The following is a 17,598-nucleotide window of genomic DNA, read 5'->3' as shown; positions in this document are numbered from 1 at the left end:
ATTATAAACCGAAGATATTTCAACCTAAAACATAACGCCGGTTAGCGGTGGATTTGTAAAGATTCAATTATTCTCATTTAGCTAATAAATCACTTATCCGCATTACATGCAGTATATCTATAAAAACGTTTTTAGGTTATTTTTAACCCTCGCTGTTTTGTTTGTTACCAATTTGCCCGGTATAACCCAGGTGAAACAGCAACAAAAAAACTATTCGCAAAAACTACTCTCCGGGTTTAAAATGCCGCCCGATTCTATCCAAACCAGTATATACTGGTACTGGATGTCGGATAATATCTCGAAACAGGGGGTTATCAAAGACCTGGAATCAATGAAGCGGGTAGGTATCAACCGGGCATTCATTGGTAATATCGGTATCCCCGAAACTCCATATGGCAAAGTGAAATTATTCTCGGCCGAGTGGTGGGATATTATGCATACCGCGTTAAAAACCGCCACAAAACTTGGTATTGATATCGGGATTTTTAATGGCCCGGGATGGAGCCAGTCTGGCGGTCCATGGGTTAAGCCGGAGCAGGCCATGCGCTATCTTACATCATCGGTGATACAGGTAAAAGGCCCCATCGTTTTCAACGCAAAATTGAGCAAACCTGCCAATCAGTTCCAGGATGTTAAGCTGTTAGCCTATCCTGCACCGCAGGATAATGATTTAACAATTGGCGATTTAAAGCCGGTAATCAGTGCTCAACCTTCAGTGGGTAATGTCACCAACATCATGGATGGTAATGAAAATACCGTTTTAGTACTGCCCGACAATAAAACATTTACCATTGATATAAAAGCAGACACTTCATTTACCGCGCGTGGCCTAACTATTTACCCCGCCAAAACCGCCATGCGTTTTGAAGGCGACATTCAGGCCGATATCAATGGCACCTACCAAACCATTAAACAATTTGTGGTTGACAGAAGTAATAGCGAACTTAATGTGGGCTTCAACCCCTATGGCGCAGCAGGTGTATCAATGCCGGCCACTACGGCCAAAAACTTCAGAATTGTTTTCAATAACGAAAGCCAGCATAGTGCAATTGCCGAACTGAAGTTATCCGCATCGCCGGTTGTTGAAAATTATATTGAGAAAACGCTGGCTAAAATGTTCCAGACACCTTTCCCTTATTGGAAGGAATATCAATGGCCCGTGCAGCCCGCCGTTGATGACGTGCGCTACGTGATAGACCCTCAAAAAGTGATTGACATTTCAAAATATCTTGCTGCCGATGGTGCTTTAAAATGGAACGTGCCAGCAGGTAACTGGGTAATTATGCGCAGCGGGATGACACCTACCCAGGTAACAAACGGTCCCGCATCGCCTGAAGGCCGCGGTTTTGAAACTGATAAAATGAGCAAAAAGCACATTGCCGAACATTTTAATGCCTTTTTGGGCGAGATACTGCGCCGCATACCGGCTGCCGATCGTAAGAGTTTTAAAGTAACCGTTGAAGATAGCTATGAAACCGGCGGCCAAAACTGGACAGACGGTTTAACGGAAAAATTCAAATTGTCGTTTGGGTACGATCCAACACCCTATATTCCCGTAATGAGCGGTAACGTTGTGGGCAGCCAGGATATGTCTGACAGGTTTTTATGGGATATGCGCCGGTTTATTGCCGACGAGGTTGCCTATCAATATGTTGCCGGCCTTAGGGATGTTAGCCACAAAAACGGCCTTACTACCTGGCTGGAAAATTATGGTCACTGGGGATTCCCCGGCGAGTTTTTACAGTATGGCGGCCAGTCGGATGAGGTAGGTGGCGAGTTTTGGAGCGAGGGCGACCTGGGTAATATCGAAAACAGGGCGGCATCGTCATGCGCGCATATTTATGGCAAAAACAAAGTATCGGCCGAATCATTTACCTGCGGCGGCGGCGCATATTCGCGCTACCCGGCTGCAATGAAACAGCGTGGCGATCGGTTTTTTACCGAAGGCATCAACAATACATTACTCCATGTTTATATCGAGCAGCCCTATGAGGATAAGATACCGGGCGTTAACGCAGGCTTCTCCAACGAGTTTAACCGGTTAAATACCTGGTTTTATGATATGGATATGTTTGTCCAATACCTTAAACGCTGTGGATATATGTTACGCCAGGGTAAATACGTAGCTGACGTTGCCTATTTTATTGGCGAAGATGCACCTAAAATGACGGGTATCCGCGATCCTGAACTGCCCAAGGGTTATTCATTCGACTACATTAATGCCGAGATATTAAATGAACGTGCAACTGTGGCGAATGGTAAACTGGTATTGCCAGGAGGTATGGCCTACAAAATACTGGTGCTGCCTAAACTGGAAACCATGCGGCCGCAATTGCTCAAAAAAATAAAAGAATTGGTAGGGCAGGGGTTAACTATTTTAGGGCCTGCGCCAAAACGGTCGCCCGGTTTGCAAAATTATGGCCTTGCAGATGTTGAGGTTAAAAAAATAGCCGCCGAACTTTGGGGAGATATTGACGGGGAAAAAATAAAAAAACATACCTATGGCAAAGGCTTGGTGATTAATGGACTGGATATGCAACAGGCGCTTAACCTGGTAAATGTTATACCCGATTGTAAATTTAATAAAGTTGATGAAGCCTTGTTTATTCATCGCAAACTTGACAATGGCGACGTATACTTTGTATCCAACCAAACCAATAAAGAAGTTGATTTAAATGTCACCTTCAGGGTTCATGGAAAACAGCCCGAACTATGGGATGCGGTAACCGGAGCGGCCCGCGATTTGCCTTCATTCAAACAAACAGGTAGTGTTACTGAGCTGCCACTTAAACTATCGGCCAATCAAAGTGCATTCATTGTTTTTCGTAAAGAGAGTAAAGCTGGTACCAAACCTAATGTTGATGTTAACTTTCCCGAAGGAAAAAGTGTGGTTAAATTAAATACGCCATGGACTGTAAAGTTTGACAGTAACAGATGGGGGCCTGCCAAACCGGTAGTTTTTGATAAACTTACCGACTGGACTGAAAGGGCAGAAGACAGTATCAAATACTTTTCGGGGCATGCCGTATATCATAATACCTTTAAAGCTTCTAAACCTGTAAACGGTCAGCATTTAATACTTAACCTGGGCGCTGTAACAGCAATGGCTAAGGTAAAGTTAAATGGGGTAGATGTAGGTGGCGTTTGGACAGCCCCCTATCAGCTGGATGTTACCAAAGCCATTAAACCGGGTGTAAATACCATTGATATTACCGTAGTAAATACCTGGGTTAACCGCTTGATTGGCGATAGCAAGCTGCAGGCCGATCAAAGAAAAACATGGACTGTGGTAAACCCTTATAACGAAAATAGCAGGTTACAACCATCCGGGCTTACAGGCCCTGTAACAATAAGTTCAGTTAATTATTAATAATGGATATTTTCTGGAATAATAGATAGCTTGATAGTTGAGATCAAGCCATGATAAACTTAACGTTTATTAAAGTGATAAGGTTTAGGCTTATAAAGCACTATTGGGTTGGTTAAATAACTGCGCCTTTAGTTTCTTTATGATGCTAAATTAGTGTTAAACCATAAGCCCCGCAATACTGAAAAAGGGGTATATCATATAGCGCGAAATTTGTTTATGGCTTCCACTTTATTTTGTACCTGCAGCTTGGTATAGGTATTGCGTATGTGCTTTTTAACGGTACCTGTGCTAATATCAAGTTTGTCGGCTATTTCTTTGTATTGAAGGCCGCGCGCCAGGTGGTTAAGTACTTCAATTTCTCGTTCCGTTAGGTTTTCGGTAGCAGTGGCTTGTTTTGGCCTGGCGTCGTTAAATGAAGCAATTACTTTACGCGATATATAGGCACTCATGGGTGATCCGCCCGCTGCAATTTCGGTAATCGCGTTCCTTATCTCGTTGGCCGATGATTCTTTGAGGATATAACCTGTAGCGCCGCTTTTAAGCGATTCAAAAATGTGGGTGTTGTCGTCGTTTATAGTACACATCAAAAACTCGGCCTTGGGCATCACTGGTTTTGCCCGCCTGATGAATTCTATGCCCGACATGCCTTCCAGGTTTATATCAACAATAAAAATATCCGGCTTAAGCACGTCTATTTTTTTTAATACAGTTTCGGCATTGGTGTATGATCCCATCAGGCTTACGCCGCTCATATCATGAATAATTTGTTCCAGGCCACGCCGGTAATGTAAATTATCTTCTAACAAAATTATCTGGAGCATGCTTGCGGTAAATGTAAAATGCTAATATCCTAAAATTATCCTTGATTAAAATACCTATTATGGCCACCATTTAAAGGTTCAGTTTAAGGCTAATGGATGCACCCTTGCCGGGAGCTGTGTCAATTTTTAAATCGGCATTCAATCTTTTTGCTCGAGCATAAATGTTGCGGATGCCCATGGTTTCGTGTTTGCGTACATCGGGCACAAAGCCACGTCCGTCATCTCGGATGCTAATATGCAGCCGGTTTTTGTAAAGGCTAATTGCCAGGAACGCGTTTTGTGCGTTTGAATGTTTAATAATGTTGTTTAAAACCTCTTTCACCAGTAGGTATACCTGCCGTCTTTTTTCGCCGCTAATGGCAATAGTGGCTTCACCAACCGAGATGCTTTCCTGTAGACTGATGTCGCAGCTGTCAAATAATTTAATAGCTTGTTTATGTATAAAATTAGCCAGGCTGCCTACCTCATCATTTTCAACGTCAAGGCTCCAGATAATTAACCTCACCTGGGTAGATATATCGGTAATGGCATCATGAATGGCATCTATTTCTTTAAAAACAGGTTGGTTGGTTACTTTCCGGCTTAGCATTTCGGTTTGCAGTTTTATGCCCGATATACTTGCCCCCAAATCATCATGCACCTCGCTGCTGATGCGCTGGCGTTCGCGTTGCAGGGCAAGTGCGTTTTCATAATCCTTTTTTTGTAACCCAATGATAGACAGGTAGTATTTCCGTATAAGCAAAAAGCTTATAAATATAGCGCCTGTAACAGCAATAACTTGCAGCCACAGTTGCTGGTACCATAACGGCATTACAGTAAATTGAAAAACAAGCGGACGGCTTAATTGGTTAAAACGATCGGCAGCTACCGCTTCTAACTCGTAATGGCCGGGCGGCAGCAGGTCAAACCGCTTCTCTCCGGTCGGCGCAGCTGCCCAATTTTTATCAACATCTTTGAGCCTAAACCTGTATTGTATTTTACCCATGCTTTTGTAGGATAAGGCAACGCAATTAAACACAACCGGCTTACCATACATAAAATTACTCTGTTTTCCGGGTACGCCATCATCAAGCAGTATTGGCCTGGACAGGTTGGTATTCCATAAATTTTGAGTAACAGCTATTCCCTGATCGGTAGCTATATAATAATCATTTCCATGGCGAACTACATCGGCAACGTTATCTGACGGAAGCCCGTTACTGGTATTTAACCGGCTTACCCGGTAAGTTTGGTAATTATTGCTAAAGTTAATGATACTTACACCATTGTCCGTGCATGCCCATAATGTATTAGCGTCTGTCCATATCAACTTGCGGATGTTGCCGGATGAAATAACAGGCACGGTAAATTGACTAAGTGTTTTACCCGTTAACAAGTAAACTCCTTTATCTTCGGTGCCAATCGCGCATACCTGTCCATTAGATGCCAGGCACTTTACAGCATTTATTCCTTTATCTGCCAGTATTCGCACATATTTAAAGTGTTTCATGCTAATTGGGGTGGCAAGTTTATATAATCCATATAGTGAACCTACAAGCAGCTGATCTTTTTGCCAAACTAATGACGTTACCCTGATAGGAGAAAATTCGTAGCCGGTTCCGTCTGGTAACGTCACAATTCCCTGGGAGGTAAGGAAATAAATTGTATCACGATGTTGAACAATGCCCTTTACCGGGCCTCCTTGATAGAGTATTGGCTGCCAGGATAACGGATTGTTATTTGATACGTTTAACCCGAAGATACCATTATCGGTACCAATCATTAGCTTATTGCCGCTAATTGGCAATAAACTGGTTACCCGGTTAAAATCCGACCGGTTTTGTTTCAAATATAGCGTGCCTATAGGTGAGTTTTTATTAGCACTAAGTTTCATATAACTCAGCCCTGTTAAAATGTGGCCCGTAAAAAGATAGCCGCCGGCAATGTTTAGCTTTAAAACGTTTTCATTAACCAGGCCGCTTTCTTTATTGATGACTTTTACATCGGGATTGGTGCTTAAAAAAATGCCGCTTTCATAAGTGCCAAACCATAAATTATTTTCGCGGTCAATAAGCGTAGATGTAGTAATTTGGTTGTTAAGATAATTTTTCCGCTCGCCTGTAATATAGTTAATGATGTATGTGCCTTGTTTTACGGTTGTAACGGCAAAAGTATTTTTGCCTGTGAGGTAAACCGAAGTTACATTACCGGTGAAACTAATTTTAGCAAGAGGGATGAGTTTGCTTTTTTGATATTGATAAACGTGTACCCAATCTTTAGTTATCAACAATAAATGATTTTGTTGTATGGCCAATCTATAAGGTTTGGTATTGATTTTGGCTGTTGTGTCGTTGAAATGCGCAGTGCCAAGCTCATTTTTGAGCAGGGTAAGGTCGTGTTCAGAAAGGGGAATCTCTTCCTCGCTTGCACCATAAATACTGCTGAATGGTTGTTGGCCCGGATGCTTTCGGGATTTTAGTTCCGCAAAACTGTAAACTTTGGTTTCTAGCCCATAATTTACACAAAGTTCATTGTAACGGTTAAAAAACATGTTGGCAAACGGCTGCACCAAAACCCGCTGAGTTGACCTAAGTTTGTGTATAAGCCCGTTTTCGTAGTAACAAACCCGGTAGTTACTGCAGTAAAAAAAAATCCGGTGATAATTGTCTTCGGCGATGCGGAATGCTTCATTGCTTTCAAGCCCATCGGTTGTTGTGAAATTTTTAAAGTGCTGCCCATCAAACCGGCTCACGCCCTTATCTGTGGCTATCCAGATAAAGCCTTTGCTGTCCTGCATTAAATAGTTAACCTGCGAGCCGGGAAGGCCGTCGCTTGCTCTATAGTTTTTTAAATAAACTACCTGGTACGGCGTACTGGCATATACCCCCGAAAATATAAGTTGACTAAATAGTAAAAGTTTAAGAATAGGACTTTTTAGCAGCATTTTATCATTTGTATCAACCCAACGTCGCGCCTTCATATCATTATATGTAATATGTAGGGGCCGGTTTTGCGCAATTATATTATCTGATAAATATAAAATAAATCGCCCACAATCAATATTGCTTCCTAATATTTAAGCAAAACGGTTCTCTAAACATTTATTATATTGCCACCCCTTAATTGTAAATTGCAATGAACAAATTGCCCGATTTGGAACTGAAAATTCAAGCCGAGATTGATAAAATACACGCCGTTGCCAACCTGCTGCCGGGTGTAACCATTATACACCGGATGCCCGATTTTAAACTGGAGTATATGTCCCAAAATGGGTTAAACCAATTGGGAATAACTTTAGCTGAGCTCAGGAGTTATTCTACCCCTGATTATACTGCAAAATATTTTAACCCCGAAGACGCAGAAACTTATGTGCCAAAGGTAAAAGATATGGTTGAAAGAAATACCGACAATGACATCACCTTTTTTCAACAGGTAAAAATAAATAATAGCCCGGATTGGGTATGGCATCTAAGTACTATGAAAATTTTGATGCGCGATGATGAAGGGCTTCCCTTACTTGTGATTAATATGGCTTTTAAAGTTGATCCCATTCAGCACGTTACGGCCAAGGTGGAGCGGATGCTGGAAGAAAATATCTTTCTGCGTAAGAATTTCGGAAAGTTCTCCAACCTCACCAAACGCGAGTGTGAAATTTTACGCCTGATGGTACTGGGCAAAAGCTCGCCCGAAATTGCCAGTCAATTGTTTATAGCTGCAGGCACCGTCGATACACACCGCAAAAACATCAAGCACAAATTAGGGGCAAATTCATCTTTTGAATTATCGCAATACGCGCGGGCTTTTGATTTGATATGAGCGCCGGCAACAGATTACAAAGACAGACGGGCTGCATAACCCTGTTATTCAATATGATAATAACGTAACTGTGGTTTCTTGATTCAAAATCGAAAAGAATAAAGGCTGACGAAAAGACTTGCTTAATCAATTTTAAGCGGCATAGCCATCAAGCTACACCATTAAAATCAATATTGTACCCCGGCTTAAAAAATTGCATCCCTAATCCAAAGCTATAGGATGTATTTTATATTGCTCTTCTTGGCCTTTTGGCTTTTGGCGTGTCGTCGGCAGGTCTTTTATAGCTGCTGTTACTTTTGCCGTAGCTGCTACCGCTACTACTGCGGTTAGTATTACTGCTATAACCTCCGAAACTCCTTTTGGGTGGTGGCGGTTTTACTGCATTTTCTTCGTTTATTTTTACATTCAGGGTTCGGTCGCCCATAGGGGTGCCGTCTAAAGCAATCACAGCGTTTTCGGCGCCTTCGCGGTCCTTCATCTCTAAAAAGGCATAACCTTTACAAATTCTCGTTTTTTTATCCCGTACTATTTTAATCGTACTCACTTCCCCGTGCAAGTTAATTATCTTAACCAGATCAAGTTCTGTCATGTCCAAAGGGAATCCGCCGACAAATAATTTCACCATTAGCTTTAATGCTTTATTTAGATTTAAAGTTACTCATTAACCAACGAATATCGGTTTCGTTTTATATTATTAGCTAAAAAAAAGAATTTTTTTTTTGATTGAGGCCGCGTATCGGAGTTTATTAAATGGGAAGCTATTGGTTAACAGCAGGTTTGCCAGGCTTTCGCCCTCAAAATCGTTAAGTTAAAAATGTAAAAGCTTCGTCGCCTACGCTGTAAACTGGCCGGGAAAGCCAAAGATTAACTTGAAATTCCCGTTCGTCCCCAAACGGCTGCGCCTATGTATTTTCGCTTTATATTACCAAATAGTTTTTGTTGGTTTGTTTTGTTAAGCCAGACAAGACAACAGTGAAACAGCAAAAAAGCATATCGTTATATTGGTCGTGCCAGCTCATTGGCTGGTCATTAGCTGGTTTGTTCTGGGGATTTTCGGCCTGGATACAAATGTATACCGGCGGCCATAGCGGGCAATATAGTTACACGCTCGCACTGTTTCATTTTGTGCTTGATCTTGGTATTGGCATCCTGATTACCCATGCTTATTATCGCTTTGCGCATAGGTTTAACTTCACCCGTTTAAAAGTGCAAAATATGCCTGCGCGCCTTATTCCGGCTGTGCTTTTAATGGGTATCTGCTACATGCTGCTGGTTACTGTTAAACTGTACATAGCCCGCTATTATTTCACATTTGCTTACAGTGAAAGCTTTGGGTTGTTTTTTCGTCAAAATTACCTGGTGCTGTTGGCGACCGGTATCAGGCTTATGGCCATTTGGGTGCTGGCTTTTCACCTGTACCATTATGCCCTGATGGAGATTGGCACGGCCACCGATAATGCCCGTTTACAGGTAGTTGCCCGCGATGCGCAAATGCAGCAACTATCGGCACAGCTTAATCCGCATTTCTTTTTTAACTCCCTCAATAGTGTTAAAGCATTAACTGCTACCAACCCGGTAAAAGCGCGGCGCGCGATAGATTTACTGTCCGATTTGCTGCGCGCCACTTTGTATGGCGATAATGCAAGGCTTATATCATTACATGACGAGGTTAGTTTGGTTAATGATTACCTGGAACTTGAAAAAATCCGTTTTGAAGAAAGATTGCAGTTTGCCATTGATATGGAAGAGGGGATAGAACACTGTTTGATACCTCCGCTAAGTATTCAAACTTTGGTTGAAAATGCCATTAAACATGGCATTGCACATCAGAAAGCGGGAGGTGAAATTAAAATAACAATCAAAAACACCGACGGAAAAATACGCATTGCCGTTTTAAACCCAGGCCGGCTCACTGCTGCAGGTAACCAGCATGGCCTTGGTTTAAAAAACCTAAAAGACCGTTTACTATTGCAATATCAAAACCAGGCCAGTTTTGTAATGGAGGAGGTATATGGCGATAAAGTTTCATCAACCATCATTATACCGGCATCATGAAAAAGATAAAGATAATTATTGTGGACGACGAACGGCTTGCCCGCGAAGAGGTAAGAACAATGCTGGGCTATTATGATGATGTTGAAATTGTTGCCGAGGCGGCAAATGCCGATGATGCAAAGCTTTTAATACAAGAGCATCAACCTCAATTGATATTCCTTGATGTGCAAATGCCCGAAAAATCGGGGTTCGACTTGTTAGAAATGCTTGACACCGTGCCCGAAATTATTTTTACTACCGCCTTTGATCAATATGCTGTAAAAGCGTTTGAAGCTGACGCCCTCGATTATTTGGTAAAACCTATCCGTGATGAGCGTTTTGCCAAAGCTATGGAAAAGGCGAGGGTTAAGCTAAACACAACCACGGATAACAGGCAGATTTTTATAAAAGATGGCGGCAAATGTTATCTTTTAAAGGTAAATGAAATTCACCTGATTGAATCGATGGATAATTACGCGGTATTATATTTTGGTGATAAAAAAACATTCCTGAAACGCTCACTAAACCTGATGGAAGAAAGGTTAGACGCCGCAACGTTTTTCAGGGTAAACCGCGCACAAATCATCAACCAAAACTATATTGATCAAATTAACCATCTGCCGGGCGGAAAGCTGAGCATCAGTTTAAAAACCGGGCAGGTGGTTGAAGTGTCGGAAAGGCAATCCGTAAAGTTTAAGGGGAAGCTGAAGGCTTAAAGCCCGATGTAAGGAATAGGTGAAAGGATAAAACTGAAAGGCAAAAGGCCGGATTGTAATTAATTACCAATAAATAACAACTGTTAATACAAAAAAAGCTTTCTGCTTTTGCTCACCATAAACTAAAAAATAAACATGAAAAAACTAATGTTATTACTGGCTTTAATAAGCCAGGGGGCAACTCTTTTTGCCCAAAAATCGGCTGATGCTGATGTGGAAAAGTATATTATTAATGATAGCGTGCTTATTAAAACCCCGCAGGGGCATACGTTATCGGCTGTTGCTGTGCGCCGGCGCGATGTGGCCGGGCCCCAACCTGCAGCGCTGTTGTTTTTTATTTACTCGGATACTAAAAGAAGTTTGCTTGAAGCCAAATACGCTGCCGATCGTGGTTATGCGGGCATAGTGGCCGATGTGCGTGGCAAGCGTTTAAGCCCCGAAGAGATAGTTCCTTATGAGCACGATGCCGAAGATGTTTATTGGGTGATTGACTGGATAAGCAAACAAAGCTGGAGCAATGGCAAAGTGGGAATGTATGGGGGGAGCTATTCAGGTTTTGCGCAATGGGCTGGTTTAAAATATAAGGTGCATCCCGCGCTCAAAACCATTGTACCCTATGTTTCGGCAATTCCGGGTATGGGGCTGCCTATGGAAAACAATGTGTTTATTAACGCCAATTATGGCTGGGCCTTTTACGTAAGCAATAATAAATACCTGGATACCGCTACTTACAATAACCAGCAGCGCTGGCGTAATTTAAATGAAAACTGGTACCAAAGCGGAGCTGCCTATAACAAAATTGATAGTGTTGACCATGCGCCTAATAAGTGGCTGCAGCGATGGCTTAAGCACCCCGGTTTTGATAAATACTGGCAAGCTATGATCCCATACGGTAAGGAATTTGAAAAAATCAATATCCCGGTGCTGGCTTTTGATGGTTATTATGACGACGGGCAAACATCCGGCTTATATTACCTGCGCCAGTTGGCCAAATACAACCCCAGAGCCGACTATTACCTGGTACTTGGCCCGTACGACCATTTTGGCGCACAAAGGGGAGGCGAACCTGTTTTGCGGGACTACAAGGTTGATTCGGTAGCTATCATCAACACCAAAGCAATTACTTTTGAATGGTTTGATTATATCATGAAACAAGGTAAAAAGCCTGCCATTATCAAAGACAGGATCAATTACGAGGTTATGGGTGCCAACCGCTGGGACCATGCGCCGTCCCTTGATAAAATGTACCAAAGCATGATTCGGCTTTACCTGAGTAATGTAAAAAAGGATGATGGGTTTAGGTTATCTCCCCAAAAGCCGGTTAAACCGGCATACCTTGAACAGAAAGTTGACTTTGCCGATCGCACTACATCCAATAACTACGCATATCCGTTCCCTATTATTCAAAAAGATGTTTACAGCAACGGGTTTACCTTTATAAGCGACAGTTTAAAACAACCACTTATTGTGAACGGCGCCTTCCTTGGGCAAATCACGGCTGCTATAAACAAAAAGGATTTTGACTATAGTGTAGTACTTTATGAAGTGATGCCCAACGGCGAATATTTTGAGCTTACCTACTTTTTGGGGCGGGCCAGCTATTCGTGGGACATTACCAACCGTAAACTGCTGCAGCCGGGCAAAATAACAACGCTACCGTTTTCAAATACAAAGGTGATAAGCAGGCAACTGCGTAAAGGCAGCCGCCTGCTGGTGATTATCAACGTAAACAAAAACAATTTTTGCCAGGTTAACTACGGCACCGGTAAAGAAGTAAGCCAGGAAAATGTTAACGACGCCAAAACACCACTTAAAGTAAAATGGTACAACAGTAGTTATATCGATGTGCCGGTATCAAAATGAAGGCTGTACGACAAACTTGGCTGTAAACGCAGGGTAAACGCATCCAATTGGGTTAACATAACTTAACATATTTTAGATATTTTATTTATAAGTATTTAATAATCAATATTTTATATTTTATCATGGTTAACACTAAAATCATCGCCCAATTTAGCATCCAAATATTTGTGCCTGTTGCTGGCCAATATATTCGATCATCAATTAATGACATTTATTGTAACCGTTTTTTCCGGCATCAACGGGTCATATTTACGAACGGGACACTTACGCAGGTAAATATCGTGTCAAATAAAACAGCATGTTCTCAATTATAAAACAAGTCGGGCTCTATTAGTGTTAGTTATTGTACCTGCTTAACACAAGGATGATTATGGATACCTCGACATTAAAAACCATTGCTTACCAACTGATGCAAGGCAACAAAGGTTTGCTGGCCATGGACGAAAGCACTGCCACCTGTAACAAGCGTTTCCAGGAACTGGGCATCCCACAAACTGAAGAATATCGCCGCAAATACCGTGATCTGATTGTAAACGCGCCAGGGTTGGAGGAATACATTAGCGGGGCGATCCTGTTTGATGAGACCATAAAGCAAAGTACTGCCGATGGCACGCTGTTCATAGATATTTTAAAGCACAAAGGGATAATTCCGGGTATTAAAGTTGATGAAGGCGCTATACCTATGGCTGGTTTTCCCGGCGAAAAGATAACCGAAGGGCTGGATGGCCTGGGCGACCGTTTGAAGAACTACTATAAAATGGGCGCCCGTTTTGCCAAATGGCGGGCTGTTATCACTATAGGCGCCGATATCCCGTCGCCAACCTGTATAAAGGCAAATGCTTACACCCTTGCCCGTTACGCCATGTTTTGCCAGGAAGCCGGTTTGGTACCCATTGTGGAGCCCGAAGTAGTGATGGATGGCGATCATTCGCTCCAAAAATGTGCCGAGGTTACTACCGAGGTAATACATGCCCTATTTAACGCCTTGTACCAGCACCGGGTCGACCTGGAAGGCATTATCCTGAAACCTAATATGATATTGCCGGGCGAAAATAGCCCCGAAAAGCCGGGTTTAGACGAAGTGGCCGAAGCAACCATTAAATGCTTCTTAAAAACCGTACCTGCATCGGTACCTGGCATAGCCTTCCTTTCGGGCGGCCAACAGGCAGCGCTTGCTTCCGAAAGGTTAAATCGTATGCACACCCGCTTTGGCGATGTAATGCCCTGGGTGCTTACTTTTTCTTTCTCGAGAGCGATACAACAACCAGCGCTGGAGCTTTGGAAGGGTAATGATGATAACATTGTTGCAGCCCAACGTGCATTAGTACACCGCGCTGCTTGCAATAGTGCCGCCAAAATGGGTGTATACAGCGCCGATATGGAAACCGGCCCTCAGTAGTTGTTTGCCAATTACGCCCTGTTTGGTAAAAATCTGTCGGTTGTTATTTTTCTAATGACCGGCACGCCCTTTTGAAAAACTTACTCCTTTATTCACGCTGTCCTATCCAGTCAGCCAAAAGTCTTAACTTGATTCCTGACTCTTGCCTCTGTTCTCCCGCTCTGTAACAATCTTTAAACATGCTCAAATAAAAAAAAGCATTAATTTGCGCTTTAAACATAAGTTGACACTCATGAATAAATATTTACTCACCATTCCGGCGTTTGCCTGGGTTATGTCGGCGTATGCCCAGCAGGGTAGCACCTTAACCACAAAGGACTATGAACATGCCGAAAGTTTTATGACCTACAATACCGCCCCGTTTGTTGACCGGGCCGATGTAAGGCCTAACTGGTTACCAGGCGATAAATTCTGGTACCGTGTACTCACCGCACAAGGGAGCGAATTTGTATTGGTTGACCCTGTTAAGAAAACACGCGAAGCGGCCTTTGACCATCAAAAACTGGCCCAACTGCTGTCAGCGGCTTCGGGCAACAAATACGATGGCAATATGCTGCCTTTTCAAACCATCAGTTTCCCGGCAGATGGAAAAAAAATAATGTTTACGGCAGCCGATAAACACTGGCAGTATGACCTGACCACAGACCTGGTTACTGCCGGGGCGGAACCGGAACGGGGCCGCATGCAGCCTGGCGGACGCAGGGGCAAAACAGAAGAAGTATTATCGCCAGACGGCAACCGGGCAGCCTATATCAAAGACTATAACCTTTGGGTGCGCGATACAAAAACAGGCAGCCAAAGCCAGCTAACTACCGATGGTATTAAAGATTTTGGCTACGCTACAGATAATGCCGGCTGGCAAAACTCCGACGCGGCAATTTTACGCTGGTCGCCCGATTCAAAGAAGATAGCCACCTTTAAGCAGGATCAGCGTAAGGTAAGCGATATGTACCTGGTTACCACCAATGTGGGCAAACCGGTATTAAAGCAATGGAAATACCCTTTGCCGGGCGATGAAATTGCAATGATAACCAGGGTGATTATTGAAGTAGACCATCCTAAAGTAATTACCCTGCAGGTACCCCCTGATGCACACCGCGCTACGCTGAGCGACGACATCAGCAGTAGCGGCACATTTGATGATGTGGATTGGAGCTCCGATGCTTCGAAACTGGCCTTTGTATCCACCTCGCGCGATCATAAAAACGAGAAATTCCGCATTGCCGATGCAGCAACTGGCGCCGTTAAAGAGGTTTTTGAAGAAACCGTGAAAACTCAGTACGAATCGGGCTGGGGCGCTATTAACTGGAAGTTTTTGCCCAAAACCAACGAGATCATCTGGTTTTCTGAGCGCGACAACTGGGGCCATTTGTATCTGTACGATGCAGCTACCGGTAAAGTCAAAAATCAAATTACCAAAGGCGATTTTGTAGTAACCAGGCTATTGAAGGTTGACGAGAAAACCCGCACGGTTTATTTTATTGCCGGTGGCCTTGAAAAGGAAAACCCATATTACAGCCAGTTATGTAAAGCGGGGTTTGATGGTAAGCATTTTACCGTGCTTACGCCCGAAGAAGGCAACCATAACATTACCCTATCGCCAGGTGGCGGTTATTTTGTTGACAGCTACTCTAAACCAGACGTTCCGCCGGTTACCGTTTTACGCGGCATGGATGGCAAGCTGATAACCAACCTGGAAAAAGCCGATGTATCAAGGCTAACCGCTACCGGCTGGAAAGCGCCAACCCCGGTTAAATTAATTGCAGGTGATGGCAAAACCGATATTTACGGACTTATTTTTACGCCGACCAATATGGATGCCAGCAAAAAATACCCGGTTATTGATTACATATACCCGGGGCGGGAGCGTAGGCAGCTGGTCGTTTGTGGCTTCAAGGGGTGATAATCAATCACTGGCCGAGCTTGGTTTTATTGTGGTAGTAATTGAAGGTACCAGTAACCCGCTGCGTTCAAAAAGTTACCATGACATGAGCTACGGAGATATGTCTGAAAATACTTTGCCCGATCAGATTGCAGGTATCAGGCAGTTATCAAAACAATATCCCATAGATACCAATAAAGTAGGCATCTGGGGACACTCGGGCGGTGGCTTTGCAACGGCTGCGGCCATGTTCCGCTACCCCGATTTCTTTAAGGTGGGCATCTCCGAATCGGGCAACCATGATAACCGCAACTACGAGGATGACTGGGGCGAACGGTATGACGGCCTGGTATCAAACTCCGATTATGCCGCCCACGCCAATGAAACGTATGCCAAAAACTTAAAAGGCAAGCTAATGCTGGCCCACGGTTTAATGGATAATAACGTACCGCCGTACAATACCATGCTGGTGGTTGAGGCACTTGAAAAAGCTAATAAAGACTATGATCTGGTAGTTTTCCCAAACAGCCAGCACGGTTATGGCCCTTACTCGCCCTACATGATGCGCCGTCGCTGGGATTACTTTGTGAAAAATCTGTTAGGTGTAGAGCCGCCGCATGAATATGTGTTGAAATCGAAAACAGATCCGAGGAATGTGGTAAAGTAGAATAATAATATCGAACGCCGGATAACCAATGTAGAATGATGAAGTAAATTCATTATTCGATATTCAAAATTCGGTGTTCGATATTTAATTGGGTTATTTATGTATTTAGCTTAATATCACAGCTTCCCCTTTAGCCTTTCCTTAACCCCGCTTTCCCATTCATCTTTTAAAATACTCAGTATGATGGAGTCGCGCCTGCCACCATCTTCCAGGGGCATGTTGCTGCGTAAAATGCCTTCAACCTGGCAGCCTATGCTTTTCATGGCGGCAATGCTGCGTTCGTTACGCGCATCGGCCCGGAATTCAACCCGCATCATATTCAATTCTTCGAACGCGAATTGCAACAACAAAAATTTGCAATGTTTATTTAAACCCGTACCCCTGAATTTTTCTCCATACCAGGTATAGCCCAGCTGAAGCGAGTTTAGTTTAGGCTGTATATCGTAATAACGGGTGCTGCCGGCATATTGGCCGGTTTGCTTGTCAATCACTATAAAAGGATATTCGCGGCCTTCTGCGCGGGCTTTGAGGGCGTCATCAACATAACGGCGCATGCCGTCCTCATATTTGGCGCTTACGTTGGAGTATCGCCAGGTGGTGGGTTCATTAATAGCAAACGGGAGCAGGTTTTCAAGATCATCGGCTTGTAAAGGGCGTAGTAATACCTTGTCGTCTTCTAAAGTATAGTTAACTGCTGTGTCAAAATGAGAGATCATTAATTATTGGATTTTTTATAAATCTACAGGAATAAAGTGGCTCCCTCATACATAAAAGTCAAATTTTCAGGAGTGGGCCAGCCTATAAGCAATAGTAAAATCGGCAGATTCTGAAGGGGAAGTTATCTTCAAAAATAAAAGCCCTGTCATCCTTGACATATTTAATATTTACACAAACATTGGCTTTTAACGCTGGCTAAGACTCACCCGGCGAGGCTACGCCCGCCACCCTCTCTTCACCTGCGGTGACTGTTGCACAACTAAACAAGCCAACAGTGGCTTTAGAATTAAGTTCTTTGAAATATTGATTAAAATATTGATTATTAGTATATTAG

12 protein-coding genes are annotated in these 17,598 nt (G+C 43.2%); 8 read left to right on the top strand and 4 right to left on the bottom strand.

Going from position 1 to position 17,598, the window contains the following annotated elements; all coding sequences use genetic code 11:
- The first annotated feature begins 106 nt into the window (after positions 1–106).
- On the top strand, positions 107–3,370 hold the full coding sequence (locus BMX56_RS28330; protein ID WP_090653090.1) for a glycosyl hydrolase: 3,264 nt from the start codon (positions 107–109) through the stop codon (positions 3,368–3,370).
- Positions 3,371–3,564: 194 nt separating this feature from the next.
- Here the strand turns inward: BMX56_RS28330 and BMX56_RS28325 are convergent, their stop codons facing one another.
- Positions 3,565–4,191 carry a LuxR C-terminal-related transcriptional regulator gene (locus BMX56_RS28325; protein WP_090653089.1) on the bottom strand — a complete coding sequence of 209 codons (627 nt, stop codon included), beginning with the start codon at positions 4,189–4,191 and terminating at the stop codon, positions 3,565–3,567.
- 70 nt (positions 4,192–4,261) lie between these two features.
- Entirely contained in the window at positions 4,262–7,150 is a 2,889-nt protein-coding gene (locus tag BMX56_RS28320) for a sensor histidine kinase (protein WP_090653088.1), read from the bottom strand.
- Positions 7,151–7,305: 155 nt separating this feature from the next.
- Between BMX56_RS28320 and BMX56_RS28315 the strand changes: the two genes are divergently transcribed.
- Positions 7,306–7,986, top strand: a complete 681-nt coding sequence (locus BMX56_RS28315) for a response regulator transcription factor (RefSeq protein WP_090653087.1) — start codon at positions 7,306–7,308, stop codon at positions 7,984–7,986.
- 226 nt (positions 7,987–8,212) lie between these two features.
- Here BMX56_RS28315 and BMX56_RS28310 read toward each other — a convergent pair whose 3' ends face one another.
- Positions 8,213–8,611, bottom strand: coding sequence for an RNA recognition motif domain-containing protein (locus BMX56_RS28310; protein WP_090653086.1), 399 nt, complete (start codon positions 8,609–8,611; stop codon positions 8,213–8,215).
- A 347-nt stretch (positions 8,612–8,958) separates the two neighbouring features.
- Between BMX56_RS28310 and BMX56_RS28305 the strand changes: the two genes are divergently transcribed.
- The 6 genes from BMX56_RS28305 to BMX56_RS30435 all read left to right on the top strand — a co-directional run bounded on the left by BMX56_RS28305 (position 8,959) and on the right by BMX56_RS30435 (position 16,547).
- Positions 8,959–10,041: a sensor histidine kinase gene (locus tag BMX56_RS28305; protein WP_090653085.1), complete on the top strand. Its 1,083-nt coding sequence runs from the start codon at positions 8,959–8,961 to the stop codon at positions 10,039–10,041.
- On the top strand, positions 10,038–10,736 hold the full coding sequence (locus BMX56_RS28300; protein ID WP_090653084.1) for a LytR/AlgR family response regulator transcription factor: 699 nt from the start codon (positions 10,038–10,040) through the stop codon (positions 10,734–10,736). Before BMX56_RS28305 ends, BMX56_RS28300 begins: the two co-directional genes overlap by 4 nt.
- Before the next feature lie 135 nt (positions 10,737–10,871).
- Positions 10,872–12,599 (top strand): CocE/NonD family hydrolase, encoded by a 1,728-nt coding sequence (locus BMX56_RS28295; protein ID WP_090653083.1) that lies wholly within the window; start codon positions 10,872–10,874, stop codon positions 12,597–12,599.
- A 370-nt stretch (positions 12,600–12,969) separates the two neighbouring features.
- Positions 12,970–13,998 (top strand): class I fructose-bisphosphate aldolase, encoded by a 1,029-nt coding sequence (locus BMX56_RS28290; RefSeq protein WP_090653147.1) that lies wholly within the window; start codon positions 12,970–12,972, stop codon positions 13,996–13,998.
- Positions 13,999–14,230: 232 nt separating this feature from the next.
- The gene (locus BMX56_RS28285; protein ID WP_218152506.1) at positions 14,231–15,901 is read left to right on the top strand and encodes a DPP IV N-terminal domain-containing protein; all 1,671 of its coding nucleotides are present in this window, start codon (positions 14,231–14,233) and stop codon (positions 15,899–15,901) included.
- A complete protein-coding gene (locus tag BMX56_RS30435) occupies positions 15,840–16,547 on the top strand; it encodes a prolyl oligopeptidase family serine peptidase (protein ID WP_218152505.1) in 708 nt (235 codons plus the stop codon). Before BMX56_RS28285 ends, BMX56_RS30435 begins: the two co-directional genes overlap by 62 nt.
- A 116-nt stretch (positions 16,548–16,663) precedes the next feature.
- Here BMX56_RS30435 and BMX56_RS28280 read toward each other — a convergent pair whose 3' ends face one another.
- Entirely contained in the window at positions 16,664–17,263 is a 600-nt protein-coding gene (locus BMX56_RS28280) for a GNAT family N-acetyltransferase (RefSeq protein WP_090653082.1), read from the bottom strand.
- Positions 17,264–17,598: the final 335 nt, after the last annotated feature.

Origin of the sequence: Mucilaginibacter sp. OK283 (assembly GCF_900110415.1) — a bacterium.
Classification (GTDB): domain Bacteria; phylum Bacteroidota; class Bacteroidia; order Sphingobacteriales; family Sphingobacteriaceae; genus Mucilaginibacter.
The sequence above is the reverse complement of the archived record's forward strand: the minus strand, read 5'-3'. Positions and strand labels throughout refer to the sequence as shown.

Bases quoted from the DNA above. Each gene is read 5' to 3' on its own strand.
- BMX56_RS28295 (WP_090653083.1), top strand. From the start codon at position 10,872: ATGAAAAAACTAATGTTATTACTGGCTTTAATAAGCCAGGGGGCAACT.
- BMX56_RS28285 (WP_218152506.1), top strand. From the start codon at position 14,231: ATGAATAAATATTTACTCACCATTCCGGCGTTTGCCTGGGTTATGTCG.
- BMX56_RS28310 (WP_090653086.1), bottom strand. From the start codon at position 8,611: ATGGTGAAATTATTTGTCGGCGGATTCCCTTTGGACATGACAGAACTT.
- BMX56_RS28300 (WP_090653084.1), top strand. From the start codon at position 10,038: ATGAAAAAGATAAAGATAATTATTGTGGACGACGAACGGCTTGCCCGC.
- BMX56_RS28280 (WP_090653082.1), bottom strand. From the start codon at position 17,263: ATGATCTCTCATTTTGACACAGCAGTTAACTATACTTTAGAAGACGAC.
- BMX56_RS28325 (WP_090653089.1), bottom strand. From the start codon at position 4,191: ATGCTCCAGATAATTTTGTTAGAAGATAATTTACATTACCGGCGTGGC.
- BMX56_RS28320 (WP_090653088.1), bottom strand. From the start codon at position 7,150: ATGAAGGCGCGACGTTGGGTTGATACAAATGATAAAATGCTGCTAAAA.
- BMX56_RS28330 (WP_090653090.1), top strand. From the start codon at position 107: ATGCAGTATATCTATAAAAACGTTTTTAGGTTATTTTTAACCCTCGCT.
- BMX56_RS28315 (WP_090653087.1), top strand. From the start codon at position 7,306: ATGAACAAATTGCCCGATTTGGAACTGAAAATTCAAGCCGAGATTGAT.
- BMX56_RS28290 (WP_090653147.1), top strand. From the start codon at position 12,970: ATGGATACCTCGACATTAAAAACCATTGCTTACCAACTGATGCAAGGC.